This window comes from Leisingera sp. ANG49, assembly GCF_059694505.1.
Genome location: NZ_JCATZN010000005.1, coordinates 25,063 through 50,868 on the forward strand (window position 1 = coordinate 25,063; position 25,806 = coordinate 50,868).

26 protein-coding genes are annotated in these 25,806 nt (G+C 66.6%); 12 read left to right on the forward strand and 14 right to left on the reverse strand.

The genetic code is table 11. The features are described from left to right. Positions 1-611 precede the first annotated feature (611 nt). Together AC58NV_RS16990 and AC58NV_RS16995 are read right to left on the reverse strand one after the other, a co-directional pair. Complete coding sequence (locus AC58NV_RS16990; RefSeq protein ID WP_497228181.1) at positions 612-1,841, reverse strand: sigma-54-dependent transcriptional regulator; 1,230 nt, start codon at positions 1,839-1,841, stop codon at positions 612-614. Then, positions 1,838-3,583 carry a sensor histidine kinase gene (locus AC58NV_RS16995; protein WP_497228182.1) on the reverse strand — a complete coding sequence of 582 codons (1,746 nt, stop codon included), beginning with the start codon at positions 3,581-3,583 and terminating at the stop codon, positions 1,838-1,840. The genes AC58NV_RS16990 and AC58NV_RS16995 overlap by 4 nt, the downstream gene beginning before the upstream one ends. A 59-nt stretch (positions 3,584-3,642) precedes the next feature. Here AC58NV_RS16995 and AC58NV_RS17000 point away from each other — a divergent pair, with 59 nt between their 5' ends. Beyond that, a complete protein-coding gene (locus tag AC58NV_RS17000; protein WP_497228183.1) occupies positions 3,643-4,827 on the forward strand; it encodes a cytochrome P450 in 1,185 nt (394 codons plus the stop codon). 88 nt (positions 4,828-4,915) lie between these two features. Here AC58NV_RS17000 and AC58NV_RS17005 read toward each other — a convergent pair whose 3' ends face one another. Continuing rightward, positions 4,916-5,836, reverse strand: coding sequence for a LysR substrate-binding domain-containing protein (locus AC58NV_RS17005; RefSeq protein ID WP_497228184.1), 921 nt, complete (start codon positions 5,834-5,836; stop codon positions 4,916-4,918). A gap of 105 nt (positions 5,837-5,941) precedes the next feature. On the opposite strand from AC58NV_RS17005, the gene AC58NV_RS17010 reads away from it, so the two are divergent. Next, entirely contained in the window at positions 5,942-6,223 is a 282-nt protein-coding gene (locus AC58NV_RS17010; protein WP_497228185.1) for a hypothetical protein, read from the forward strand. A 32-nt stretch (positions 6,224-6,255) separates the two neighbouring features. Here AC58NV_RS17010 and AC58NV_RS17015 read toward each other — a convergent pair whose 3' ends face one another. Beyond that, a complete protein-coding gene (locus AC58NV_RS17015; RefSeq protein ID WP_174144948.1) occupies positions 6,256-6,723 on the reverse strand; it encodes an Lrp/AsnC family transcriptional regulator in 468 nt (155 codons plus the stop codon). Positions 6,724-6,932: 209 nt separating this feature from the next. Here AC58NV_RS17015 and cobA point away from each other — a divergent pair, with 209 nt between their 5' ends. The 7 genes from cobA (at position 6,933) to AC58NV_RS17050 (ending at position 12,478) form a co-directional block, all read left to right on the forward strand. Further along, entirely contained in the window at positions 6,933-7,688 is a 756-nt protein-coding gene (gene cobA, locus AC58NV_RS17020) for a uroporphyrinogen-III C-methyltransferase (RefSeq protein WP_497228400.1), read from the forward strand. Then, positions 7,688-7,996: a DUF2849 domain-containing protein gene (locus AC58NV_RS17025; protein ID WP_366659834.1), complete on the forward strand. Its 309-nt coding sequence runs from the start codon at positions 7,688-7,690 to the stop codon at positions 7,994-7,996. The genes cobA and AC58NV_RS17025 overlap by 1 nt, the downstream gene beginning before the upstream one ends. After that, complete coding sequence (locus tag AC58NV_RS17030) at positions 7,989-9,653, forward strand: nitrite/sulfite reductase (protein ID WP_497228186.1); 1,665 nt, start codon at positions 7,989-7,991, stop codon at positions 9,651-9,653. The genes AC58NV_RS17025 and AC58NV_RS17030 overlap by 8 nt, the downstream gene beginning before the upstream one ends. Positions 9,654-9,657: 4 nt before the next feature. Next, positions 9,658-10,419, forward strand: a complete 762-nt coding sequence (locus AC58NV_RS17035; protein WP_366659837.1) for a phosphoadenylyl-sulfate reductase — start codon at positions 9,658-9,660, stop codon at positions 10,417-10,419. Between the two features lie 5 nt (positions 10,420-10,424). Next, positions 10,425-10,820 (forward strand): DUF934 domain-containing protein, encoded by a 396-nt coding sequence (locus AC58NV_RS17040; protein ID WP_366659838.1) that lies wholly within the window; start codon positions 10,425-10,427, stop codon positions 10,818-10,820. A 143-nt stretch (positions 10,821-10,963) separates the two neighbouring features. Further along, entirely contained in the window at positions 10,964-11,830 is an 867-nt protein-coding gene (locus AC58NV_RS17045) for a ferredoxin--NADP reductase (protein WP_497228187.1), read from the forward strand. Between the two features lie 120 nt (positions 11,831-11,950). Beyond that, entirely contained in the window at positions 11,951-12,478 is a 528-nt protein-coding gene (locus AC58NV_RS17050) for a hypothetical protein (protein WP_497228188.1), read from the forward strand. 106 nt (positions 12,479-12,584) lie between these two features. Here AC58NV_RS17050 and AC58NV_RS17055 read toward each other — a convergent pair whose 3' ends face one another. Then, positions 12,585-13,103, reverse strand: coding sequence for a hypothetical protein (locus tag AC58NV_RS17055; RefSeq protein WP_366659843.1), 519 nt, complete (start codon positions 13,101-13,103; stop codon positions 12,585-12,587). Between the two features lie 456 nt (positions 13,104-13,559). On the opposite strand from AC58NV_RS17055, the gene infC reads away from it, so the two are divergent. Together infC and AC58NV_RS17065 are read left to right on the forward strand one after the other, a co-directional pair. After that, a complete protein-coding gene (gene infC, locus AC58NV_RS17060; protein WP_497228401.1) occupies positions 13,560-14,021 on the forward strand; it encodes a translation initiation factor IF-3 in 462 nt (153 codons plus the stop codon). 131 nt (positions 14,022-14,152) lie between these two features. Further along, positions 14,153-14,791 carry a methyl-accepting chemotaxis protein gene (locus AC58NV_RS17065; RefSeq protein WP_497228189.1) on the forward strand — a complete coding sequence of 213 codons (639 nt, stop codon included), beginning with the start codon at positions 14,153-14,155 and terminating at the stop codon, positions 14,789-14,791. 53 nt (positions 14,792-14,844) lie between these two features. Here AC58NV_RS17065 and AC58NV_RS17070 read toward each other — a convergent pair whose 3' ends face one another. From AC58NV_RS17070 to AC58NV_RS17110, 9 genes are all read right to left on the reverse strand, one after another. Beyond that, the gene (locus AC58NV_RS17070) at positions 14,845-15,633 is read right to left on the reverse strand and encodes an FAD binding domain-containing protein (RefSeq protein WP_497228190.1); all 789 of its coding nucleotides are present in this window, start codon (positions 15,631-15,633) and stop codon (positions 14,845-14,847) included. A gap of 86 nt (positions 15,634-15,719) precedes the next feature. Further along, positions 15,720-18,095 carry a xanthine dehydrogenase family protein molybdopterin-binding subunit gene (locus tag AC58NV_RS17075; protein WP_497228191.1) on the reverse strand — a complete coding sequence of 792 codons (2,376 nt, stop codon included), beginning with the start codon at positions 18,093-18,095 and terminating at the stop codon, positions 15,720-15,722. A gap of 100 nt (positions 18,096-18,195) precedes the next feature. Then, positions 18,196-18,681, reverse strand: coding sequence for a (2Fe-2S)-binding protein (locus AC58NV_RS17080; protein WP_366659850.1), 486 nt, complete (start codon positions 18,679-18,681; stop codon positions 18,196-18,198). A gap of 164 nt (positions 18,682-18,845) precedes the next feature. Beyond that, positions 18,846-19,847, reverse strand: coding sequence for a molybdopterin-binding protein (locus AC58NV_RS17085; RefSeq protein WP_497228192.1), 1,002 nt, complete (start codon positions 19,845-19,847; stop codon positions 18,846-18,848). Then, a complete protein-coding gene (locus AC58NV_RS17090; protein ID WP_497228193.1) occupies positions 19,844-20,824 on the reverse strand; it encodes an XdhC family protein in 981 nt (326 codons plus the stop codon). The genes AC58NV_RS17085 and AC58NV_RS17090 overlap by 4 nt, the downstream gene beginning before the upstream one ends. A gap of 150 nt (positions 20,825-20,974) precedes the next feature. After that, a complete protein-coding gene (locus AC58NV_RS17095) occupies positions 20,975-21,565 on the reverse strand; it encodes a DUF6691 family protein (protein ID WP_497228194.1) in 591 nt (196 codons plus the stop codon). A gap of 3 nt (positions 21,566-21,568) precedes the next feature. Further along, positions 21,569-22,120 carry a YeeE/YedE thiosulfate transporter family protein gene (locus AC58NV_RS17100; RefSeq protein WP_497228195.1) on the reverse strand — a complete coding sequence of 184 codons (552 nt, stop codon included), beginning with the start codon at positions 22,118-22,120 and terminating at the stop codon, positions 21,569-21,571. Positions 22,121-22,230: 110 nt separating this feature from the next. Beyond that, positions 22,231-23,481, reverse strand: a complete 1,251-nt coding sequence (locus AC58NV_RS17105) for a vWA domain-containing protein (RefSeq protein ID WP_497228196.1) — start codon at positions 23,479-23,481, stop codon at positions 22,231-22,233. Between the two features lie 58 nt (positions 23,482-23,539). After that, the gene (locus AC58NV_RS17110) at positions 23,540-24,445 is read right to left on the reverse strand and encodes an AAA family ATPase (RefSeq protein WP_366659857.1); all 906 of its coding nucleotides are present in this window, start codon (positions 24,443-24,445) and stop codon (positions 23,540-23,542) included. 230 nt (positions 24,446-24,675) lie between these two features. On the opposite strand from AC58NV_RS17110, the gene AC58NV_RS17115 reads away from it, so the two are divergent. Next, a complete protein-coding gene (locus tag AC58NV_RS17115) occupies positions 24,676-25,737 on the forward strand; it encodes a glycosyltransferase family 2 protein (RefSeq protein WP_497228197.1) in 1,062 nt (353 codons plus the stop codon). Positions 25,738-25,806 lie beyond the last annotated feature (69 nt).

Below are 25,806 nucleotides of genomic sequence, written 5' to 3' on the forward strand. Positions count from 1 at the left end.
TGCGGAAAACCGCTCAACAATTGATTCGAGAATCACCATTCCGCGGAATTCTCCACGTCTTTGCATGGGCTTACGGGGCACATGAAAAGCGCTTCAGCGACACCTGCCGCAAGCTGTGCGAAATCCCGCACAGGGCTTTCCGGGCTTTGTGCGGAAAACCGCACAAATGTTAGCGCCTGACAGAATTACGGGAATCGTTTCGGGAGGCCCTCTCCCGTAGGGTGGGCAATCTGCCCACCAGCCAACGCCAAACTGTGACCGCGAACGGTGGGCGGAAACGCCCACCCTACAGAGACAAGCCCGGGGTGTTGCGCACCCGCCGTACGCACCGCTTGCCGCTCCTTAACCCGGGCTTGCGATACTCAATCCCGTCGCGACACCGGTGCGGACTGACAACCCGCAGCACCAGGAGACCACAGGGCCCCCGAGGCCACCTCTTCATTGGGTGCAGGGGCGTCCCGCAACGAAGGCTTCAGCGGACATGGGGGCTTGCGACCCCCGTCCTCCCTCCGTCCATGGCCCCACAGGGGCTATCCGGCGGCGCCGCCTCCTTAAGACCCCGGCCTCAGCGCCGGACAGAACGAACCGCAAGGCTCCCGGCCTCAGCGTCCTCAGCGGCGGTAATCCTCGGGCCGGATGCCATAGCGGGCCAATTTATCGTAGAACGTCTTGCGCGGCAGCTTCAGGGCTTCCGCGGCCGCAGCCGCACGCCCGTTGGCACGGCCCAGCGCCGCGATCAGCAGCGAGCGCTCCACCTGCGCCATCTGCTCTGCCAGCCCCAGCCCTGCCGCAGCAGCCGCCTCCTCCGGCATCCCCAGCACAAACCGCATCGCCGCCGACATCAATGACCGCGCATTGCCCGGCCAGTCCTGCGCCATCAGCGCTGCCAGATGCTCCTGGGAAATTTCCGGCGGCTCGATCCCCGCCTGCTCCGCCGCCTGCGCCACGTAATGGCGGAACAGCACCGGGATGTCGCCGGGACGTTCCGCCAGCGAGGGGATCCGCACCCGCATCACGTCCAGCCGGTAAAACAGATCGGCGCTGAACCGGCCTGACTGCGCCAGCTCCGCCAGATCGGCGCTGGAGCCCGCAATGATCCGCACCCCGCCGCCCTGCTCCAGCTGCGCCAGCAGCGCGTATTGAGCGGCTTCCGGCAGCGCCTGCACCTCATCCAGAAACAGCGAGCCGCCCGCCGCCTCCTGGCACAGCTCCGCCACCGCCTCTGCCGCCAGCCCGGCAGCGGGGCGTTTCACAAACGGGCCCTGCGCGGCAGGCGACATCAGATGGATGACTTCTGCCACCTTGGAAATACCGCTGCCGGGCGCGCCGGTGACCAGCACCTCTGCGCCTGTCGGCGCCACCGCCCGCACCCGCAGGCGCATTTCCTTGGCCTGCGGCGAGGTCCCGAACAGCAGCCGCGCCGCCGGGTCGCCGGTTTCCAGCTGATGCTTCAACCGCCGGTTCTCCAGCACCAGCGCCCGGGTTTTCAAGGCGCGCTCCAGCACCGGCAGGAAATCGGCGGGCGCGCAGGGTTTTTCCAGGAAATCAAACGCCCCCTGCGACATCGCCTTTACCGCCATCGGAATGTCGCCCTCGCCGGTCAGCAGCACCACCGGCAGTTCCTCGTCGGCGCCGCGGGCATAGTCCAGCAGATGAAACCCGTCCCGCCCCGGCATCCGGATATCAGAGACGATAATGCCCTCGAAGGCCGGGGTGATGTGATCCTTCGCCGCCACAAACGACCCGCAGGCCACCACATCGAGGTCGTTCAGCTCCAGCGTCTGCGCCAGCGCCTCCCGCACCGCCGCGTCGTCATCCACCAAGAGCACCTTGCGGGTCATGCGGCATCCCCCTTCTCGTCATCCTCGCGCCACGGCTCCAGCTCCACCGTGAACACCGCGCCGCCGCCGGTGTTGGCGCCGCGGATATTGCCGCCAAAGCTCTGCACCAGCCCGTAGGAGATCGACAGCCCCAGCCCCATCCCCTCGGAACTGCCCACCGCCTTGGTCGAATAGAAAGGATCGAACATCTTCTCCGGCTCCCTGATGCCGGGGCCGCTGTCCTGCACCCGCACCAGCAGCCGCGGGCCGGTATCGATGGAGATCGAGATCACCTTCTCCACCTGCCCCTGCATCGCATCCGCCGCGTTGTTGATCAGGTTCACGAAAACCTGCGTCAGCCGCACCTCGCCGCCCCAGGCATGGACCGGTCCGCCGCAGGCTGCCGCATTCCAGCGCAGGTCGATGCGGTCCGCTTTCAGCCGCGGCATCGTCAGCTCCACCGCGGCGTCGATCACCTGCACCAGATCGACCTGCCCCATCGGCTCGCTCTCATTGCGGGCAAAGGCGCGCAGGTTCTTGATGATCCGCGCCATCCTGGCCGCCATATCGGCGATCCGGCCCAGGTTCTCGCCGGTGCGCTCCGCCTTGCCGCGCTGCAGGAAGGCGGCGCCGTTCTCGGCATATTGCTGGATCGCCATCAAAGGCTGGTTCAGCTCATGGCTGATGCCCGCCGACATCTGGCCCAGCGCCGACAGTTTGCCCGCCTGCACCAGTTCCTGCTGCGCCCGCTTCAGGGCGGCCTCGGCCTCCTCCCGCTCGCGCACCTCGCGGCGCAGCCGGGTGTTGGCCGCCGACAGGTCGCGGGTGCGCTGCTCGACCCGGCTTTCCAGCACCGCGTTGGCCTCCGCCAGGGTGCGCCGCCGCTCCATCACGATGAACAGCATGGCGCCGAAGGCCAGGCACACCGCCGCCAGCGCCGCCGCCTGCAACAGCGCGATCCGCCGGGCCGGCGCCACATCCACCAGGATTTCCCCGGTCATGCCGATGACCGGCAGTCCGACCGTCAGATGCAGCGCCCGGGCGGGCAGATAGGGGCTGCCCTGCAGGGACCAGATCTCGTGCCTCGCATAATACTCCCGGCCGGTCACGCGCGGGCTCTGCCCGTCAGCGCCGCGCCGCCAGAACAGCAGCTCCGACCGGTTGGCGATGAACACCTCGCCGCCCTCGTCGGTAAAGAACACCGCCGGCAAGGAGCCGCGCCAGGTCTGCTCCACATCCTCCACGTCGGCGACCACCACCAGGGCGCCCCGCACCCCGCCATCCGGGGCAAAGGCCGGCGCGGCATAGAAATACGCACGTCTTTCCTCGGGCTGCAGCACCCCGTGGCCGGTGCCCAATGCGCCCTGCGTTGCCCGGACGAAATAGTCCTCCTGCGCCACGCTGGCGCCGGTCACCCCTTCGGCGGCCGCCAGCACCCGGCCGTCCGCGGCGGCAAAGAACACATCCAGCGCCGCAGTCTTGTCAGCAACCGCGCGCAGCAACGCCGCCGCGCCGTCCCGTGCTGCGGGCGTGGAAAGATCCGCCAGCACCGGGTGCTCTGCGGTCAGCACCGCCAGCTCCTGATAGACCTGCAGCTGGGTGCTGACGCGGTCCGACGCCAGCGCCAGATCCGCCGCGCTGCGCTCTGCCAGGCTGTCCAGCGCCTGGCGGTAGCCATAAGACCAGACCGCAAGCGCCAATGCCGCCACGGCCAAAAGGAACCCGGCAGGCAGGCTCCAGCGAAGGAAGTGCTGTGTTTTCATTGCGGCACGTTATCAAAGCGCCCCTTGCATTGACCAGATGCAACGGCAACAACCGGTATATGAAGACTTTATCCCAATCCCCCACCGATCCCGCCTTTGTGCAGGACCCCTATCCCTTCTATGCCGCCGCGCAGGCCGAAGGGCAGCTGCACCACTGGCAGGACTACGGCATGGTTGCTGCCTTCGGCCATGCCGCCGTGCATATGCTGCTGCGCGACCGCCGCTTCGGCCGCGAGGTGCCGGACGAGCTGCGCACGGACGGCCCCGCCCATCTCGCCCCCTTCCTGGCGGTGGAGGCGCATTCGATGCTCGATGCAGAGCCGCCCCGCCACACCCGCCTGCGCAAGCTGGTGCTGCGCGCCTTCACCTCGCGCGAGATCGCGGCGCTGGAGCCCGGCATCAAGGATCTGTGCCACCAGCTGATCGACGCCTTCCCGGACCAGCCCTTCGATCTGCTGGACGCTTATTGCACCCAGGTGCCGGTGATCACCATCTGCCGCCTGCTGGGGGTGCCGGAAGAGATGGGCGCCAATCTCGTGGGCTGGTCGCACAGGATGGTGGCGATGTACCAGGCCGCGCGCACCAAGGCGACCGAGCACGCCGCCGCAAACGCCTCGCAAGAGTTCACGGAGTTTCTGCGCGGCTACATCGAACAGCGCCGCAGCGATCCCCGCGACGACCTGATCACCCGGCTGATCGCGGCGGAGGAGGAAGGCGACAAGCTCTCCACCGATGAGCTGATCGGCACCTGCATCCTGCTTCTGAACGCCGGCCACGAGGCCACCGTGCATTCGCTGGGCAACGGTGTGAAGACGATGCTGCAGCAGGGCTGGCAGCCGGAGTGGCTGGCACCGGAGGGGATCGAGGGGCTGGTGGAGGAAATCCTGCGCTTTGATCCGCCTTTGCACATGTTCACCCGCTACGCCTATGAGGAGGCTGAGGTCTTCGGCCATACTTTCCAGCGCGGCGATCAGGTGGCCTTGCTGCTGGGCGCCGCCAACCGCGACCCCAAGGCGCTGGACGATCCGCACCATTTCGACCCGGCCCGGCCGCCGAAGGTGAACAAGAGCTTCGGCGGCGGCCTGCATTTCTGCGTTGGCGCGCCTCTGGCCCGGCTGGAGATGCAGATCGCCCTGCCGGTCCTGTTCGAGCGCTGCCCGGATTTGAAACTGGCGGCGGAGCCCGAATACTCAAACACCTACCACTTCCATGGCCTGACCCGGCTGATGGTCACCTGCAACTAGCCACCGGGGTGCCCCCCTTATTCTTTTTTCACCTTTGGCGAAATACTCCGGGGGTGAGGCGCCCCGGCGCCGAGGGGGCAGCGCCCCCTTATATGCCCGCGCCGGAAACCTGCTCCGGCAGAGCGGCCATGCAGGGGCCGTTCACCAGCCAGTCCCGGAACGCGGCCACTTTGGGATCGTGCCACTTCTGCCGCTGGCCGATCAGCGCATAAGCGCCGTCCGGAGTGCCGCAGGTCATATCCGGGAACGGCAGCACCAGATCGCCCCGCTCCAGTTCCTCACGGCACAGGACCAGATCCGCCATCACCACGCCCGCCCCCATCACCGCGGCGCGGGTTGCCATGTCGAGGTTCGGGAAAGCCTCCCCGCCGGCTGGGTCCACCCCGTCCGCCCCGAAGTGCTGCACCCATGTCGCCCAATCCTCGCGCCGCGGGCTTTCATGCAGCAGCCGCTGGCCCGCCAGCGCAGCCGGGCCCGCCGCCAGCGCCGGCAGCAGCGCGGGCGCACAGGCCGGGGACAGGATCATTTCGAACAGCGGCAGAACCTCGATATCCGGAGGCCGCCCGGGCCGGTTCTGCAGGGAAATGCCCAGGTCGTATTCGGCCCCGTCAAAACCCTTGCTGCCGTAGAAATCGGTGGTCAGCCGCAGCTTGATGCCCGGATGCGCAACGCGGAACTGCTCCAGCTGCGGCAGCAGCCAGCGCAGCGACAGCGTCGGCGGGCAGATCACCCGCAGTTCGGACGCATCCGCCGCGATCCGCTCCACCTCGTGCAGCATCTTCGCAAAAGCCTCTGTCAGCACCGGATAAAGCCGCTGCCCCGCTTCCGTCAGCACCACCCCGCGGGCATTGCGGTGGAACAGCAGCACGCCGATGTGCTCCTCCAGGATCTTCACCTGGCGGCTGATGGCGCCGCGGGTCACGAACAGCTCCTCCGCGGCGGCGATGAAGCCCTGGTGGCGGGCAGCGGCCTCAAAGGCACGTAAGGAATTCAGGGGCGGCAGGCGCATCATTTCACCATGGATCAGTTTTCCTGATCCATGGTGGAGTTTAACTGGTTTGCGCGCAAGCCCCCTCCGCCCCTATCTCTCAGAGGCCAGAACGGAGGAAATTTCATGACTGCATACTGTGAGAAAGCGGATGCCCGGCACCACGGCTCGCCAGCCCGCAGCGTGCTTGGCTGGATTGCAGGTCTGACAGGACTGAGAAAAGCTGAGCCTTATGGTGCGACATACCCGGAAGCGGTACAGGTGCCGTATAACGAGCTGCAGCGGCTGACGGAGACATCTCCGCATCTGCTGGCCGACATCGGCGTGATGCCGGAGGCGGCCTCTGGCGAGACATCCCCCTGGCGGCTGCAGGACGGGCGCCACCTGCTGCTGCGCCCGCCGCTGTGAGAGCCGGGGCGGCAAGCCGCCCGCCCTGCCCTCTAGCTGCCCAGCGGCAGCATGGTGGTCGACTTGATCTCTTCCATCGACAAAAGCGCGGTCACGTTGTGCACCTTCACCTCGGAAATCAGCGCCTGGTAGAACACGTCATAGGCGCGCGCGTTCTGCACCCGCACTTTCAGGATATAGTCGATGTCGCCCGCCAGCCGGTGCGCCTCCTGCACCTCGGGGCGTTCCTGCAGCGCCTTCAGGAACTTGGCCTGCCATTCCGCCTCATGCTCCGAGGTGCGGATGAGAACGAAGAAACAAGCCTCGAACCCCAGCGCCTCCGGGTCCAGCAGCACCGTCTGCTGGCCGATCACTCCCGCCTCCTTCAGCTTGCGGATTCGATTCCACACCGGGGTCTTGGAAGACCCCACCCGGCGGGCTATTTCATCCAGCGACTGGCTGGCGTCGCGCTGCAGTTCAGCCAGAATTTTCCGGTCCGTGCCGTCGATCCGCACCGTCATTCCTGTTTTCTCCTTTTGTGAGGACCAATCGGCCCGATGTCCCGCCGCGGCAAAACCAATGTTCTTATTTCCGCACCCATATAGCGCAATACCGGGAATATTTCCTATATCTAACCCCAAGTCAAACACACTCAGAGGGTACAGGAATGTCCGCACCATCGACACATGCTGCCAATGCCGCCACTCACGTCCGTGGCAGCATGGACTGTATGGTTGCGGGCCAGGTGTGTTTTGCGGGCTCCGGCCCCGGCGATGCAGAGCTCTTGACCCTGAAAGCCCTGCGCGCCCTGCAGACCGCCGATGTGATCCTGCACGACCGTCTGGTCAGCGCAGAGATCCTGGCGCTGGCAGGCCCGCAGGCAGTGCTGGAAGACGCCGGCAAAGAAGGCTTTGGCGCCCAGGTCAGCCAGGAGGACATCAATGCCCGCCTGGTGGAACTGGCCAAGCAAGGCAGGAAAGTGCTGCGCCTCAAGGGCGGCGACCCGGCGATCTTTGCCCGCCTGGATGAGGAGCTGACCGCCTGCGAGGAAGCCGGCATCGCCTACAGCATCATCCCCGGCATCACCGCCGCCTCCGCAGCCGCCGCCGCCATCGGCCAGAGCCTGACCCAGCGCGGCCGCAACACCGCGGTGCGGTTCCTGACCGGCCATGCGATGACCGGCTTTGCCGATCACGACTGGGCCGCACTGGCGCGCCCAAGCGAGGTTGCCGCGGTCTACATGGGCAAGAAATCCGCCCGCTTCGTGCAGGGCCGCCTGATCATGCACGGCGCCGACCGCGCAACGCCGGTGACCATCATCGAAAACGCCTCCCGCCCAGAACAGCGGGTGCTGGAAACAACGCTGGACCGCCTGCCTGCCGACCTGGATGCGGCTGGTTTCGACGGCCCTGCCCTCACATTCCTGGGCCTTGCCCCGCGCCAGGCGGCGGCAGCCCTGAACGATCTCAAAACGGAGCTTGCATAATGGCCCGCGCCTTTACGCCCAAAGTCATCACCGCCAACGACCTGCTCGAGGGCGACGTGATCTATTTCACCGCTGACAACACCTGGACCCGGAACCTGTCCGAGGCCGAGCTGATCACCGATGAGGCCGAAGCCCAGCTGCGCCTGATCGAGGCGGAGAAGCAGAACATCCGCATCGTCGGCGCCTATCTGGCCGACGCCAAGGCAGGCCCGAACGGCCCCGAGCCGACCCACTTCCGCGAGGAATTCCGCCGCACCGGCCCCTCGAACTACTTCCATGGCAAGCAGGAGGCGCAAGCCAATGTATAAGTACAACGAGTTTGACGAAGCCTTCCTGGCCGAACGCAACGCCCAGTTCCGCGCCCAGGTCGAGCGCCGCATCGACGGCTCCCTCACCGAGGATGAGTTCAAGCCGCTGCGCCTGATGAACGGCGTCTACCTGCAGCTGCACGCCTACATGCTGCGGGTCGCGATCCCCTATGGCACCCTGAACCCGAACCAGATGCGCACCCTGGCGCTGCTGGGTGAGAAGTGGGACAAGGGCTACGGCCATTTCACCACCCGCCAGAACATCCAGTACAACTGGCCCAAACTGCGCGACCTGCCGGATATGCTGGACGCGCTGGGTGAAGTCGGGCTGCACGCCATCCAGACCTCCGGCAACACCATCCGCAACACCACCGCCGACCATTTCGCCGGTGCCGCCGCGGATGAGCTGACCGATCCGCGCCCCTATGCCGAGCTGATCCGCCAGTGGTCCACCGACCACCCGGAATTCCAATTCCTGGGCCGCAAGTTCAAGATCGCCATCACCGGCAGCAGCGCCGACCGCGCCGTGATCAAGGCGCATGACGTGGGCCTGCAGGTCGTGGAGCAGGACGGCAAAATCGGCTTCAAGGTCATCGTCGGCGGCGGCCTGGGCCGCACCCCGATGATCGGCCAGGTGCTGCGTGAGTTCCTGCCGCAGGCGGATCTGCTGCCCTACCTGGAAGCGGTTCTGACCGTCTACAACGTGCTGGGCCGCCGCGACAACAAGTACAAGGCGCGCATCAAGATCACCGTTTCCGAGAACGGCATCGACACCTACCGCGCGATGACCGAGGAAGCCTTCATGGCGATCCGCGGCCAGTACGACGGCACCGACCAGCAACTGCTGGAAGAGATCAAGACGCATTTCCAGGCGCCGGAGTTCCGCTCCGCCCCGACCGATGCGTTCGATGCGGCCTATGCAAACGACCCGGTGTTCCGCGCCTGGGCCGACACCAACCTGCACGCGCACCGCGCCGAGGGCCACGCCATCGCCACCATCTCGATCAAGGCGCATGGCCAGACCCCGGGCGACGCGACCGCTGAGCAGATGCGGGTGATGGCCGACCTGGCCGAGCAGTACGGCTATGGCGAGCTGCGCATCAGCCACCAGCAGAACGTGATCCTGCCGCATGTCCACAAGAACGACCTGCCGGCGATCCACGCCACGCTGAAGGCGCACGGCCTGGCCACCGCCAACATCGGCCTGATCTCCGACATCATCGCCTGCCCGGGCATGGACTACTGCGCGCTGGCAACCGCCCGCTCGATCCCGGTCGCGCAGGAGATCGCTACCCGCTTCGACGAGCTGAAGATGGAGCACGACATCGGCCATCTGCAGATCAAGATCTCGGGCTGCATCAACGCCTGCGGCCATCACCACGTTGCCCATATCGGCATCCTGGGCCTGGACCGCGCCGGCGTCGAGAACTACCAGATCACCCTGGGCGGCGACGCCACCGAGACGGCTGCCATCGGCACCCGCACCGGCCCCGGCTTTGCCTATGACGAGATTGTTCCCGCCGTGGAGCGCATCGTCGAGGTCTACATGGCGCAGCGTGAAAGCGCCGAGGAAACCTTCCTCGAAACCTACCGCCGGATCGGCATGGAGCCGTTCAAGGCAGCACTGTATCCCGAGGCTCAGAAAAAGGTCGCTTGATCTGATGTTCCATTCAGCCGGAAACAAGCCCGCCGGGGAAGCCGAGCTTCTCCGGGACCGGGAGCTGGCCGCCAAGGCGGAGGCGCTCAACGCGCGCTTCCGCCACCATTCGGCCACCTCGGTGATGGAGGGCGCATTGCGGGACGCAGGGCACATCGCCCTGGTCTCCTCTTTCGGCGCGGAATCCGTGGTGCTCCTGCATATGGCCGCGATCATCGACCCGATGACGCCGGTTGTGTTCGTGGACACCGAACTGCTGTTCACCGAGACGCTGATTTATCAGCAGGAAGTGAGCGAGCGGCTGGGCCTGCGCAATGTGCGCATCATCCGCGCCGACGACATCGCCGAGAAGGACCCCTACGGGGCCTTGAAGTTCAGCGACAAGGACGCCTGCTGCACCCTGCGCAAGACCGTGCCGCTGCAAAAGGCGCTGGCGGACTATGACGGCTGGATCACCGGCCGCAAACGGTTCCAGTCGGGATCGCGCGCGGCGCTGGAGTTCTTCGAAGTCGAAGACGGCACCGGCCGGCTCAAGATCAACCCGCTGGCCCACTGGGCGCCCGAGGACGTGCGCGCCTATATGGATGAAAACCGCCTGCCCCGCCATCCGCTGGTGGCCAAGGGCTATCCCTCGATCGGCTGCGCGCCCTGCACCAGCCCGGTCAAGGAAGGCGAAGACCCGCGCGCCGGCCGGTGGCGCGGGGAAAACAAGGAAGAATGCGGCATCCACGTGGTGGACGGCCAATTCGTACGCACAGGAGCGTGAGTGAGATGACTGTTATCGTGACCGACACCGGCTTTGCCGCTGATGACTGGACCGGCGGCTTTGACGGCGCCAACGTGCTGGAGCTGGCCTCGGACGCCAATCTGAACGACGTGTCGCTGGACGGCGTGGAGCTGGTGCGGGTACAATTCCCCAGCTTTGCCGACGGCCGCGGCTTTACCCTGGCCCGCCAGCTGCGGCTGAAGGGCTTTGAGGGCCGCCTGCGCGCCTTCGGCCATGTGATTGCCGACCAGTACGCCATGGCCCGCCGCTCCGGCTTTGACGAGGTGGAGCTGAGCGACGACCTCGCCGCCCGCCAGCCCGAGGACCAGTGGCTGGCCCGCGCCAACTGGAAGGACCACAGCTATCAGGCCCGCCTGCGCGGCAGCACCGCTGCCCGCTGAGCCAGCCCCGAACCCGGGGAAATCCTTTGCCTGACCGGTTCCGTTGCGTCCTGCGCGGGGCCGGTTTCGCAAAACAGGGGGTTTTCCTGACCTGTATCAAAGACTAATCAGAGGTGCCGGCTACTCCTCCGGCAGTGGAACCGATGAATGAGATGACACCCGTGACCGACACCGCAACCGAACCGAAACCGGCCAAGGCCGTGCCGGCCCTGCCCGACGCCCAGACCGTGACCCAGGTGAAACACTGGACCGACCGGCTGTTCTCCTTCCGCTGCACCCGCCCGGCGTCGCTGCGGTTCCGCTCCGGCGAGTTCGTGATGATCGGCCTGATGGGCGACCCCGACCCCAAGACCGGCAAGCAGAAGCCGCTGCTGCGCGCCTATTCCATCGCCTCCCCGTCCTGGGACGAGGAAATGGAATTCTACTCGATCAAGGTGCAGGACGGCCCGCTGACCTCCAAGCTGCAGCACATTAAGGAAGGCGACGAGATCATCCTGCGCCCGAAGCCCGTCGGCACCCTGGTGCATGACGCGCTGCTGCCGGGCAAGCGGATCTGGTTCTTTGCCACCGGCACCGGCTTTGCGCCCTTCGCCTCGCTGCTGCGCGAGCCGCAGACCTATCAGGACTACGACGAGGTGATCATCACCCACACCTGCCGCGAAGCCGGTGAGCTGACCTATGGCCGCGAGCTGATCGAGAGCCTGAAGGACGACGAACTGCTGAACGAAGTGATCGGCGAAGGCTTCTGGAAGAAGATCAAGTACTACCCGACCACCACCCGCGAGGAGAGCCCCAAGATGGGCCGCATCACCGACCTGATGCGCTCCGGCGAGGCGTTCGAGGATCTGGGCGTGCCGCCGCTGAACCCGGAAAGCGACCGGGCGATGATCTGCGGCAACCTGGCCTTCAACCTGGAGCTCAAGGATCTGTTCGAGAACACCTACGGGCTGGAAGAAGGCGCCAACTCCAAGCCGGCGCACTTCGTGGTCGAAAAGGCGTTCCTGGACTGATCCGGCACCGGGCCGCCCCTGCGCGCGGCCCCATTTTTGACACCGTTTTGACGGGAGGCTGCCGCCTCCCGTTTATCATTTGTTGGGGATGAATCGGTATCCCGGTTGCTGAGATCCAGAATGGAGCAGCAGCAGATGCACAACGAACCGGTCCCCGGGCAGGCGCCCGTCTTTCAGTCCGTCAGAACCGAGGCAGGCAAGGCCCGCGTCCGCGCCGCGCTGACCGGGTTCCAGAACCGCCCGGACCAGGTGCAGCCGTCGACCCCGGAAAAGCTTGCCGCCATCAAGGCCGGTTTCGATCTGCGCGCCATGGCGCCGCAGGACATCGACCGGATGTTCGACGCGCTGGTGCAGGCAGGCCACCCGATGACCGCGCCGATGCTGCTCTTGAATTCGATGGGCGACCGCTTCCGCAGCCATCTGGCCGGGATCACCGGCAAGGAGTATGACGGCGGCAAGACTCTGGACCTGATCGCGGTGGCGCAGCTGCAGATCCAGCGCGCCCGCAAACAGGGCGGCGCCAGCGGCGGCTGGGAAAGCTTCCTGTCCTTCCTGGTGCCGCAGACGCCCGCCGCGCAGCCCGCCGCCCAGGCGCCGCTGGACCACATGGCGCGCCTCGCCCAGCAGGCCCAGGCGCGGCCGAACTGACGTGCTGCTGCCGGCCGGGGCGGACAACGGCAGGCATCATCAGACAAAAAAGGCGGCCGGGACATCCCGGCCGCCTTTTTGATGTTCAGCACCCTGGCAGGCAGTATCAGTCGCTGCCGGTTGCCGCTTCGTCGGCCGCGCCGGTTTCGCCGGACCCGGTGCCGGTGACGCCGTTCTGGTTCAGCAGCTCCTCGGCAGTGGTGGTGGCGCTGTCCAGCGCTTCGCTGGCGGCGTCCTGCGTGGCATCAGCCGCGCCGGCAGCGGCATCGGCCGCCGCGTCGGCAGTGCCTTCGGCCGCTTCGGTGGCGCCGTTGAGTGCATCACCCACGGTTTCCGTCACCGCCTCTGCGGCCTCGTTCACCGCGTCCTGAGCCGCTTCAACCGCACTGCCTGCGGCCTCGGCGCCGGACTCGACGGCCTCTTCCACCGCCTCAGCCGCGTCCTGGGCCGCCTCTTCAGCCGCAGCTGCCGGCTCTTCCGAGGTTACCGGCTCGGTGCTGCTCTGCTCTTCCTGCACCGCGGGCGCTTCGGCCGGGGCCGGTTCCTGCGCGTCCTGGCCGGACACGACCACATAGGCGGCCACTGCCGCGGCGCCCAGTGCCAGCACAATCAACAACTGTCTCATAGTTCTCTCCTCACTCCTGCCGGCCCGCCTGGGCCGGGGCCGCAGCTGATGCGGCATCTGCCGTGCCAGATGGCGTTGCGGGAGGCACAGCTCAAGGGGGAAGTTTAGCACATATGCGTCACGGGCGGTGCGGCGCCGCCGATCCGCGCCAAACTGGCGGAACGCCGCCGCAATCGCGGTTTTTCAGGCGGTTGCGGCGCGCCCCTCACCCGGCCCCCGGCCCGGTTTCGCACCTGTTTTCCGGGCCTTTTGCAACATGCGGCCTTGAAAAGCGGCTTTCCTGCCGCCATACCGCCCATAACGCTTGAATCACACGCGCGGGGGCAGTAGCGTTCCCGCACTTTTTGCAATGACAGAAGGATCGCAGTCATAGCCCGCAGACCTCATAACGCGCCGCCGCAACGCGACACCGGCCCGCGCGTCAACGAAAAAATCCGTGCCTCCGAAATCCGCCTGATCGGCGCCGATGGCGAAAACGTCGGGGTTGTTCACCCGGCCAAAGCCATGGACATGGCGGCAGAGGCCGGACTTGATCTGGTAGAAATCTCGCCCAACGCCAACCCGCCCGTGTGCAAGATCATGGACTTCGGCAAGTTCAAGTACGAACAGCAGAAGCGCGAGAGCGAAGCCCGCAAGAAGCAGAAGATCATCGAGGTCAAAGAGGTCAAGTTCCGTCCCAACACGGATACCCATGACTACGACGTGAAAATGCGCAATGTGGTCAAGTTCCTGGAAAACGGCGACAAGGTGAAGGTCACCCTGCGCTTCCGCGGCCGCGAGATGGCGCACCAGAACCTCGGGAGAGAGCTGCTGGAGCGGGTTGCCGAGGACATCAAGGAAATCGGCAAGGTCGAGAACATGCCGAAGATGGAAGGCCGCCAGATGATCATGATGATCGGCCCGCTGGCCAAGAAATAAGCCGCGCACAGCCGGTGCATGGTACAGCCCCGCAGGCCCCGCCGCCTGCGGGGCTTTTTTTGTTTGCTTCGGTTAGCGCTGCCTTAACGCCTGCCCGGTATACCTGTGCCATCCCTAGTGAAGGCAGACGCATGACCAGCTTGACCGACGTTCAGAACACCGCCTTCATGGCCATCGGCCCCAGCCGCATCGCCGCCCTGTCGCTGCTGGCGCTGGCGCAGGCGCCGGAGGATGCGGAGCACGAAGGCGCAGAGGATGTACTGGCCCTGTCGGTGCAGCGCATTTGCGCAGCGCACGATATGCTCAGCAGCGGGCTGCACGGGCTGCTGGCGGACTGCGGCTACGCCCTGCCCGCTGAACTGGCGGCCAGGCGCGACGCCTGCCTGGAGCTGCTGGAACCGCTGCATCAGGCCGTGACCGGCCCCGATGGCGCGGCGCTGGCGCAGGTGCGGGCGGTGCCGGATCTGGCCGCCCTCTGCCTCTACCGGCTGGAGCCCGCAGTGTCGGGGTTCCTCAAGGACATGGTGCAGTGCTTGCGCGAGGCGCAGCAGCTGCGCGAAGAGGGACGCGACGCGCAGATGCGGGCCACCATCGCCAACGCCGAAGGGGTCGGCAGGAACATCAAGTTCATTTCCTTCAACGCCTCGATCGAGGCGGCGCGGATCGGCGAGATGGGCAAGGGGTTTGCCGTCATCGCCACCGAGATCCGGGAACTGTCCGGCAAGACCCAGACCCTGCTGGAGGAAATGTCCGGATATCTGAAGCATTGATGCAATACAGGCACCGGAGACCGGTGCCTGCGCAATTGCTTGAACTCAGCTGATCAGCCCGCCGCGGCCACCGCCCGCTTGGCCATCACCGCCACCAGGTGGGCGCGGTATTCTTTCGACCCGTGCAGATCGCCGATCATGCCGGCGGCATCGACGCTGAGCCCGTCCAGCGCATCCGGCGCGAAACTGGCGTCCAGCGCCGCCTCGGCCTCGTGCCAGCGGAACACGCCCTCCTCCGAGGCGCCGGTCACGGCCACCCGCACCCCGGCGGCGTATTTCGCCGCAAAGACGCCGACCAGCGCAAAGCGCGAGGCCGGCTGCAGGAACTTCTGATAGTTGGCTTTTTCCGGCACCGGGAAACGCACCGCGGTGATGATCTCGCCCTCCTCCAGCGCCGTCTCGAACAGGCCGCGGAAGTACTCATCGGCGGTGATCTCGCGCCTGTTGGTGACGATGGTGGCGCCGCTGCCCAGCGCCGCCGCCGGATAACAGGCCGCCGGGTCGTTGTTGGCAAGCGAGCCGCCGATGGTGCCGCGGTTGCGGACCGCCGGGTCGCCGATATGGCTGGCCAGATCCGCCAGCGCCGGATAGCTGCCCGCCGCGGCCTCTGCCACCGCGGCATGGGTGACGGCGCCGCCGATGGTCAGCACGCCGTCATTGTCGCCTATTTCCTTCAGCTGCGGAATGGCGGTGAGGGAGACCAGTTTCGACGGCATCGCCAGCCGCTGCTTCAGGGTCGGGATCAGCGTCTGCCCGCCGCCCAGCGCCTGCGCGTCCTCCTCCGCCAGCGCGGCTACCGCCTCCGCCACGGTCGAGGGTTTCTCGAACTCGAATTCATACATTTCGTATCCTTTCCGAAAACCGGCGGACCGGCTTTCATCTTTCCGAAAACACTCCGGGGGTATGGGGGCAGCGCCCCCATGAACCCTTACCCGTTCATCGCCGCCCAGACCCGCGCGGGCGACAGCGGCATGTCGATATGGGTGACGTTCTTGCCGCCCGACTGCAGCGCGTCGATCACCGCGTTAACCACCGCCGGCGGCGAGCCGATGGCGCCGGCCTCGCCGCAGCCCTTCACCCCCAAGGGGTTGTGGGTGCAGGGAGTCTGGCAGGAATGATCCACCTGGTAGAACGGCACATCATCGGCCCTGGGCATGGCGTAATCCATGTAGGAGGCCGACAGCAGCTGGCCGTCTTCGTCATAGGCGGCGTTTTCCAGCAGCGCCTGGCCGATGCCCTGCCCCAGCCCGCCGTGGACCTGGCCGTCGACGATCATCGGGTTGATGATATTGCCGAAGTCATCCGCCGCCGAGAACCGCTCGATGCTGACCTTGCCGGTGTCGGGGTCCACCTCCACCTCGCAGGCATAGGCGCCGGCCGGATAGGTGAAGTTGGCAGGGTCGTAGAACGCGGTCTCCTCCAGCCCCGGCTCCAGCTCCTCCAGCGGGTAATTGTGGGGGACGTAAGCCGTCAGGCAGACATCGCCCCAGGCCACCGACTTGTCGGTGCCCGCGACGGTGAACTGGCCGTCCTTCAGCTCGATGTCGGCGTCGGAGGCCTCCATCAGATGGGCGGCGATCTTCTTGGCCTTGGCGATGATCTTCTCGGTCGCCCGCACCATGGCCGAGCCGCAGACCGCGATGGAGCGCGAGCCGTAGGTGCCCATCCCGAACGGCACCCGCCCGGTGTCGCCATGCACGATATCGACCATGCTCTCATCAATGCCGATCATGTCTGCGACGACCTGCGGGAAGGAGGTTTCATGCCCCTGCCCGTGGCTATGGGCGCCGACAAAGACGCTGATGGAGCCGGTGGCATTCACCCGCACCGTGGCGGCGTCATAAAGACCCGCCCGCGCGCCCAGCATGCCGACGATGTTGGAGGGCGCAATCCCGCAGGCCTCGATATAACAGTTGATGCCAAAGCCGCGCAGCTTGCCGTTCTTCTCGCTTTCCGCGCGGCGGGCGGCAAAGCCGGCCACATCGGCGACCTGCTCCAGCTTGTCCATGGTCGCCACGTAATCGCCGGTGTCATAGGTCAGCGCCACCGGGGTTTCATAGGGAAACTCGGTGATGAAGTTCTGGCGGCGCAGCGCAATCGGGTCGGCGCCCAGCTCGCGCGCGGCCTTGTCGATGACGCGTTCCAGCTGATAGGTCGCCTCCGGCCGGCCGGCGCCGCGGTAGGCATCGACCGGCACCGTGTTGGTGAACACGGTCTTGACGTTCACCTGCACCACAGGCGTCTTGTAGTTCCCCGCCATCAGGGTGCCGTGCAGGTAGCTGGGTACCGAGGTGGAGAAGGTCGACAGATAAGCGCCCATGTTGGCCATCGTATTGGTGCGCAGCGCGGTGAAATTGTTGTGGCTGTCCAGCGCCAGCTCGATCTTGGTCACATGGTCGCGACCATGGGCGTCGGAGATGAAGGCCTCCGCCCGGGTCGAGGTCCATTTCACCGCCCGGCCGCAGGCCTTGGCGGCAAAGGTGCAGAAGGCTTCCTCGGCATAGTGGAAGATCTTGGAGCCGAAGCCGCCGCCCACGTCCGGCGCGATCACCCGCACCTTGTGTTCCGGCAGGCCCAGCACGAAGGCGCACATCAAGAGGCGGATCACATGCGGGTTCTGGCTGGTGGTGTGCAGCGTGTATTCGTCGGTCGAGCGGCTGTAGTCACCGATCGCCACCCGCGGCTCCATCGGGTTGGCGACCAGCCGGTTGTTGACCAATTCCAGCGTTGTGACATGCGCGGCGCTGTCAAAGGCCGCCTGCACCGCGTCGTCGTCGGGATTGCCGAACACCCAGTCATAACAGAGGTTTGAGGTCAGATCCTCATGCACCTTGGTGGCATCTTCCGCCAGCGCAGCCGCCATGTCGACCACCGCGGGCTTGTCGCTGAGATCCAGCTCGATGGCTTCGGCTGCATCACGGGCCTGTTCCAGCGTGTCGGCGACCACAGCGGCGACAATCTCGCCCACATGGCGGATTGTGCCATCGGCGATGATCGGATGCCGCGGCTCCTGCTGCGGGTTGCCGTGGCGGTCGGTCACGCCCCAGCCGCAGGGGATGCCGCCGACCTCGGTGAAATCGGCGCCGGTGAAGATTTTCACCACGCCGGGCATCGCCTCGGCTGCGCTGGTGTCGATGGAGCCGATGGTTGCATGGGCCACATCCGCGCGCAGGAAATGCACATAGGCCTGGCCGTTCACGTTGATGTCGTCGGTATAGTTTCCGGCTCCTGTCAGGAACCGCACGTCCTCGCGCCGCTTGGGGCTGGCGCCGATGCCACCGCCGTTTGGATTATCCTTGGGCATGTCTGGTCTTCCTCCCTGGAGGGTGCTGCCTGTCCGGCGCACCTCTTGGTCAACTTCTCCTTGTTCAGCTCAGGCCGCAGTCCGGCCTGGGGTCGTCATTTCACTCCGCCGCGATGGAGGAGACATCCTGGCCCGAGGCCGCCATGATCGCCTTGACGATATTGTGGTAGCCGGTGCAGCGGCACAGGTTGCCCTCCAGGTAGTCGCGGATCTCCGCCTCGCTGGGCTTGGGGTTGTCCTTCAGGAGCGCCGCCGCCGACATCACCATGCCCGGCGTGCAGAAGCCGCATTGCAGCCCGTGGTGGTCCTGGAATGCCTGCTGGATCGTGTTCAAAGAGCCGTCGGCATTGGCCTGCCCTTCGATGGTGGCAACCTCGGCGCCTTCGGCTTCGAGCGCCAGCATGGTGCAGGCCTTCACCGCCTTGCCGTCCACATGCACGACGCAGGCGCCGCACTGGCTGGTGTCGCAGCCCACATGGGTGCCGGTCAGCCCCAGTTCTTCGCGAAGAAACGATGACAGCAGCGTGCGCCCTTCAACCTCGCCGCTGGCAGCCTTGCCATTCACGGTCATGGAGACCTTGGCCATAGTACCCTCCCTTTAGCTTGTTTTTGTCTGGCTGAGGGGAGTTAAGCACGGGCCGCGTGATCCGCGAAGCGTTTTAACGGGGGGGCAGAGGGTAAAATTCGCGTCAGCAGGGCTTACCCATGGTTGTGACCTTGCGTCACAAATCCCGCGCTGCAGCGCCGCATTCAACCTTCTGCATCGCGGCGCGGCATCGGCCGGGTGGGAATCTCCTTCAGCAGCCCGCCGACACCCATGGCCGCGATATCGGCGGAGGTGACGGGAATGCCGCAGATCACCCGCTCCAGAACCCAGTCGGCACCGTTGAGGGCCGGAGAGCGGGCGCAACCCGGCAGGCCGATCACCGGCTTGTCGTGGAAAGCGCCCAGGAACAGCAGGTTGCCGGGGTCCACCGGCATGCCGAAGCGGGTCACCGTGCCGCCTGCATTGCGCAGGCCCTGCGGGGCCACGTCGCGCGGGTCGGAGGTGGCGGAGCCGGTCAGCACCAGCACCAGCTGCCCCGGGGCGGCGGTGATAGCCTCGGCCAGCGCGTCCTCGCGGTGCGGCACCACCACGCGCGGCGACAGGCTGATGCCCATCCGGTGCAGCCGCCCCGCCATCGCGGCGCGGCCCTTGTCCGGGGGCGTCTCCTTGCTCACCCGGGTTTCGATCAGTGTGGCGGAGGAGACCACCGGCGGCAGCATCCGGATCGCATCCCCGGCGCCCGCGCTGGCACGGCGGACGGCGTCGGCGGGAACCCCGTAGGAGATGATCTTGATCGTTGCCAGCATGCCGTCCGCATCCGCCCGGTAGTAGTCCGGCACGGTGGCGACGGTGATCATCGGATCCACCGCGTTGACCGCCTCCAGCTTGTCCCGGTCCAGCCGCACCAGACCGGCGCCGGCGGCATAGAGGTTCACCCGGCCGGTCCCTGCCCCCGAGATACGGATGCCCTGTGCGGAAGGGTCCGGCACCAGCGCCTGGGCGAGCGCTTCGGCGGCGGCGTCTTCATGCATGTCGGCGGGATCGAGCCGGGCAACGGTCAGCGTTTCATGGCCCGCGGCAGAGAGGTCTGCGAGGTCCTCACCGGTCAGCACCGTGCCCTTGGCGACCTTGCGGCTGGCGCCTTGCAGGGAATGCGCGAGGATGGCGCCCTCGGCGTCGTTCAGGGGAACTGCACCGAACCTCATGACTGCTTGCCGCGCAGGACGGCGGTCATCTCGGACAGGATCGACACCGCGATTTCGGCCGGGCTGGCGGCGCCGATATCAAGGCCTATGGGGCCGTGGATGCGGTTGATCTGGTCTTCTGTGAAGCCGACCTCCTGCATCCGGGCAACGCGGGCGGCGTGGGTTTTCTTGGATCCCAGCGCGCCGATGTAAAACACGTCTGCCGCCAGCCCCGCCTGCAGCGCCGGGTCGTCCAGTTTCGGGTCGTGGGTCAAGAGCACCAGCGCGGTGCGGGTGTCGAGGCCGAGTTTTTCCACCGCCTCGTCCGGCCAGTCATCCTTCAGGGTCTCCCCCGGAAATCGCTCAGGCGAGGCGAAGGCTGCGCGCGGGTCGATGATCACCGGGTCATAGCCGGCAATCCGCGCCATCGGCACCAGCGCCTGGGTGATGTGGACAGCGCCGACACAGACCAGCCGCAGCGGCGGATTGTGAACGGCCACGAAGGTCTCGCCGTCCTCCTCCAGCCCAGAGCGGTCCATGCGCATACGGTCCTTGTATTCACCCCGCACCAGACGCCGGGCGCCGGTGGTGAGGTTCACCTCATAGGCCACGGGGGTGCGACTGGCGCGGGCTTGCACCAGATCCTCCAGCATATCCTCGGGCAGCGCAGCGCCGACCGGCTCCACCAGCACCTTGATGGTGCCGCCGCAGGCCAGGCCGACGGCAAAGGCGTCCTCGTCGCTGACGCCGAACTCCAGCAGCCGGTGCTGGCCGTCCTCCAGCGCCTCCAGCGCTTCGACCACAACTGCGCCTTCGACGCAGCCTCCGGAGACCGAGCCCTCGATCCTGCCGTCCCCGGAAACAACCAGCTGCGAACCGGTGCGGCGCGGGGCCGAGCCCCAGGTCTGCACCACGGTGGCCAACGCGGCGCCTGCGCCGGCCTTGTGCCAGTCCAGCGCAGTTTCCGGCGCGTGCTCAAATTGGGCGGTGTGCTGCATCTTGTGTCTCTCCCCGGGCCGCCTGGGCGGCGTTTGCCCTTAAACCTCGGCGCTGGCACGGGAAGTTTCAAGCCGGAAGCCGCCGCCAGGCACAGGAAAGCGCCCGCCATCCCCCTGGCGGGCGCTCCCCTGTTGCCTCTCGCGCGCGGCTTATTCCGCGGGTTGCGCGGCCGCTTTCCGCGGCACCAGCCGATCTGGCAGGGCAAAGGCCAAAGCGATGAATCCGAGGCCCAGTATGATGCCCAGCAGGTCGCCGGGCAGCGCGGTCAGCCCCTCGTATTTGGCGCCCGGCACCGCGCCCAGCGTCACCTTGCCGCCTGCAATGCTGTCCAGCACGCCGCTGGCCTTCCACGCCGGGTAAGTGACCATATAGGCAGCGGCGCCCAAGAGCCCGCCCGCGATGAAGAACAGCGCGTCCTTGCGGCCCGAGGCGGCAGCGACCACACCGGTGCCGGGGCAATAGCCCGCCAGCGCCCAGCCCGCGCCCAGCATCAGCCCGCCGATGAAGACGCCGGCATAGGCCGCCTTGACCGACATGTGCCCGGCATCGACCAGCCCCGCCATCTGACCGCCGAACATCAGCACCGAGCCGGTGCCGATTGCCAGCAGGATGGCCTTGGCCAGGTTCACATTGGTGAGGTTCAGCATCTTGCCGATATAGGTCGGGTTGGAGGCCCCGATCCGGTCCAGCACCGCACCGAAGGCGGCGCCGACCGCGATTGCCAGGATGATGGTTGTCATGGCTCAGGCCTCCTTCTTGAACAGCAGCAGCGAGACGGGGATCGCAGCGGCAAAAGCGGCGGCGGCGAAGATGTAGCCCGACAGTGCGGTCTGCATCATGCCGGACATCATGTGGCCGGAGGTGCAGCCGCCCGCCAGCCGCGCGCCATACAGCACGACGAAGCCGCCGAGGAAGGCCGCGGCATAGCGTTTCGCCGGGCTGTCCCCGAAATTGGCGCGCCACAGGGCGGGAAGGCTGCGCTCCGCGCCCCTGATGCCGCCGCGCAGCCTGGCGGAGATCAGCCCGCCCAGCGCCATCGCCAGCACGAAGACAAAGCTGTAGTTCAGCGGATTGGCGATGGATTTCGCGTATTTGCCATCCGATTTCGCCAGATAGGCGTTGGTGGAGGTGGTGCCCTCGGAGGTCTCCGTCACCAGCTGCGGGTTCACGGCGTCCGCGATGATGCCGTCGAGGATCACGAACTGGGTGGACACCCCGATGGGTTTGACCAGCAGCACCGCCAGGAAAAACACCAGCCCCAGCAGCAGCCCCCCGGCTTTCCAGTTGAGTGGCATGGGATCTCCTTTCGCACATTACATTCTATTTTTAGAATATAACAGGGCAATAAAGGGCGGATTGATTCAGATCAAGTCACATTCTGTTTTTTGAATTCAATTACGCCGGGTCACAGCAGCGCCATCAGCCGGGCCTTTTCGCCCGCATCGGAGGGGCTGGAGATCACCTGCGCCAGGTCCTGCAGCGAGGCGATGGAATGGCCGGCGCGGAAGCTGTCTGCATAGGGCAGCATGGCGCGGATGCCCTGCGCCTTGGGGGCGAAGCCGTCCCAGCGCAGCAGCGGGTTCAGCCAGATCAGGCGGCGCGACGACAGTTGCAGGCGCTGCATTTCGCGCGCGAGCCATTCCGGATCGCCGCGGTCCAGCCCGTCGGTGATCAAGAGCACCACCGCGCCCTGCCCCATCACCCGGCGCGACCAGTCGCGGTTGAAGGCATGCAGGCAGTCGCCGATGCGGGTGCCGCCCTCCCAGTCCTGCGCCTCGGCCCCCGCCGCGGCCAGCGCCGCGTCCACATCGCGCTGCGCCAGGTGGCGGGTGATGTTGGTGAGCCGGGTGCCGAAGGTGAAGCCATGCACCCTGACCCAGCCCTGCCCCTTGGCGTTGGCGGCGGCATGCAGGAAATGCAGAATGATGCGGCTGTACTGGCTCATCGAGCCGGAGATGTCGCAGAGCACCACCAAATTGGGCCAGCGGATGCGGCGCTTGGCGCGGGCGATGGTTTGCAGGTCGCCGCCCTGCCGGGCGGCCTTGCGCAGGGTGCGGCGCCAGTCTGCCCGGTGCCCGCGCGGCGCCGCCATCAGGCGGCGCGACTGGATCGGCGTCACCGGCAGGGTGAGTTGCGCCAGGATGCGCTTGGCGGCAGCAATCTCCGCCGTGCTCATCTGTTCGAAATCGAGGGTCTTCAGGCGTTCCTCTGCCGAGGTCGTGCGGGAGGCGTCGATGTCGATTCCGGTGCCCTCCGGCTCCTCCGCGGGGGCATCAGGCTGTTCCAGCATGCCGTCCAGCAAAGCCTCTGCCGCGCGTTTCTCGGCAGGTTTGGCGGGGTGTTCCTGCTGCACGCCGCGGATCGCCGGCAGCATCGCGGCCATCATGTGCTCCAGGTAGCGGGGATCGCGCCAGAACAGGCGGAAGACCTGGGCAAAGACGGTGCGCTGTTCCGGCTTGGTGACGAAACAGGCGTGCAGCGCCCAATAGAAATCCTGACGGCTGGTGAAGCCCGCAGCGGCCACTGCCTGCACCGCGTCAAGCACCCTGCCGGGGCCGATCGGCAGCCCGGCCTTGCGCAGGGCGCGCGCGAAATGGGTGATGTTGCGGACCAGCTTGGGGTTGTCCGGCAGGGGGAGCGGCGGGTAGTCAGGCATTACCGATCATGGGGGCGCTGCCCCCATACCCCCGGAGTATTTCCGCAAAGAAGAAGCATCAGGCCGCGTCCAGGCTTTCCCTGGCCTGGTCGAGAATGCGCTTGGCCTCGGAGCCGTGCAGGCGGGCGATGTCGTCCTGGTATTTCAGAACTGCGCCCAGGGTGTCGGCGATCACCTCGGGGCTGAGGGCGATGACGTCGAGCGCCAGCAGGCAGTTGGCCCAGTCGATGGTTTCCGCCACACCGGGTTTCTTGAACAGATCCTCGGTGCGCAGGGCCTGCACGAAGGCGACGATCTCGCGGCTGAGCTGCTGGCTGGCCTCCGGCGCGCGGGCGTTGAGAATGTCCACCTCGCGGTCGAAGTCGGGGTAGTCGACCCAGTGGTAGAGGCAGCGGCGCTTCAGCGCGTCGTGCACCTCCCGCGTGCGGTTGGAGGTGAGGATCACGATCGGCGGCTCCGGCGCGTGGATGGTGCCGAGTTCGGGGATCGTCACCTGGAAATCGCTGAGCGCCTCCAGCAGGAAGGCCTCAAACGGTTCGTCGGTGCGGTCCAGCTCGTCGATCAGCAGGACGGGGGCGCCGTGCTCGTCAGGGCGCATCGCCTGCAGCAGCGGGCGTTCGATCAGGTAGTCGGCAGAGAAAAGCTCGTTCTGCAGCGCGGCACGATCAGCGCTGCCGGCGGCCTCGGCGGTGCGGATTGCCACCATCTGGGCCGCGAAGTTCCATTCATAGACGGCGCTGGCGGCATCCAGGCCCTCGTAGCATTGCAGCCGGATCAGGCGGCGCCCCAGCCCTGCGGCCAGCGCCTTGGCGATCTCGGTCTTGCCGGTGCCGGCCTCGCCTTCCAGGAACAGCGGGCGGCCCAGTTTCAGCGACAGGAACACCACCGTGGCCAGCGCCCGGCCGCAGACGTAGCCCTGCTGCGACAGCAGCTCCTGCACCTGTTCGATGGATTGTGCCTGCATGCCCGACCTCCCGTTGCCCAGCCCAACAGGCCATGCGCAGGCGCGGCGGTCAAGCCGCGGGGGGCGCGACGCTGCGGCCCGGCTGCGGCGCGCGCGCCCTGATCTGGAGGGTTTGTATCGCCGCGGCCTTCGGGTAAGACTGGCGGCAAAGCAGTAAAAGGCCGAGGCATGAGCGACACACCCCAGATGCGGTTTCAACCGGCAGCGTTGCGCTGCGGGCGGGTGTGACGATGCGGGTGCTGGCCATCCTCTGCGTGCGCAATGAGGGCGCGTTCCTGCTGGAATGGCTGGCCCATTACCGGACCGCAGGCTTTACAGATTTCCTGGTGTTTTCAAATGATTGCCAGGACGGCACCGATGCGATGCTGGACCGTCTGGAGATGATGGATCAGCTGGCGCATGTGCGCAACGACGGGCCGTATGGCGGCGAAGGCATTCAGTTCACCGCGCTGAAGATGGCGGGCAAGCATCCGCTGATGAAATCTGCGGACTGGGTGCTGGTCGCGGATATCGACGAGTTCCCCTGCATCAAGACCGGCGATGGCACCGTGGCGGATCTGCTGGCGGCGCTGCCGCAGGCGGATGCCGTCACCCTGACCTGGCGGCTGTTCGGCAATGGCGGCGTGGTTGCGTTCGAGGACCGCCCGGTGACGGAGCAATTCACCCGCTGCGCGCCGGAAGTGATCCACTGGCCCTGGCGGGCGGTGATGTTCAAGACGCTCTACCGCAACGACGGCACCTATGGGAAATGCGGCGTGCACCGGCCCCGCAGCATCCGCGACAAGGCGCGGCTGGAGGCGTTCCGCTGGTTCGATTGCGAAGGGCGCGAGCTGGGCGGGGACTTCAAGACCAAGCGGCTGTTTTCCGATTACGGCCAGGCGAACACGCGGCTGGCGCAGCTGAACCACTACCCCTTGGGCGCGATGGAGAGCTATGTGCTGAAGGCCGACCGCGGCCGCGTGAACCGGCAGGCGGGGCTGGGCATGGATTACTGGGTGGAGCGCAACTATGCCGCCTGTGAGGACCATGCAATCGGCCGCTATGCCGCCCCGCGCGGCGCGCTGCAGGCGGAGCTGATGGCGGATGCGGAGCTGGCCCGGCTGCATACGGCTTCGGTGCAGTGGCGAAAGGCGCGGTTCAAGGAGCTGATGCTGGCGGAGGAGAACCGGGCGCTGTTCGCCCGGCTCAGGATGACGCCGCCTGCCCGCGCCCTGAGCGCGGAAGACGGCGCAGAGATGCGCCGGTATGCTATGCTGGGGCTGGCGGCAGAAGGCGGCAGGACGCAGGGCTGAGGGGGAACTGCGGCTGTTCAGGCGGGCAAAGGCCCGCCGATGGCCCGGGGCCAGACAGTAAACCGGCCT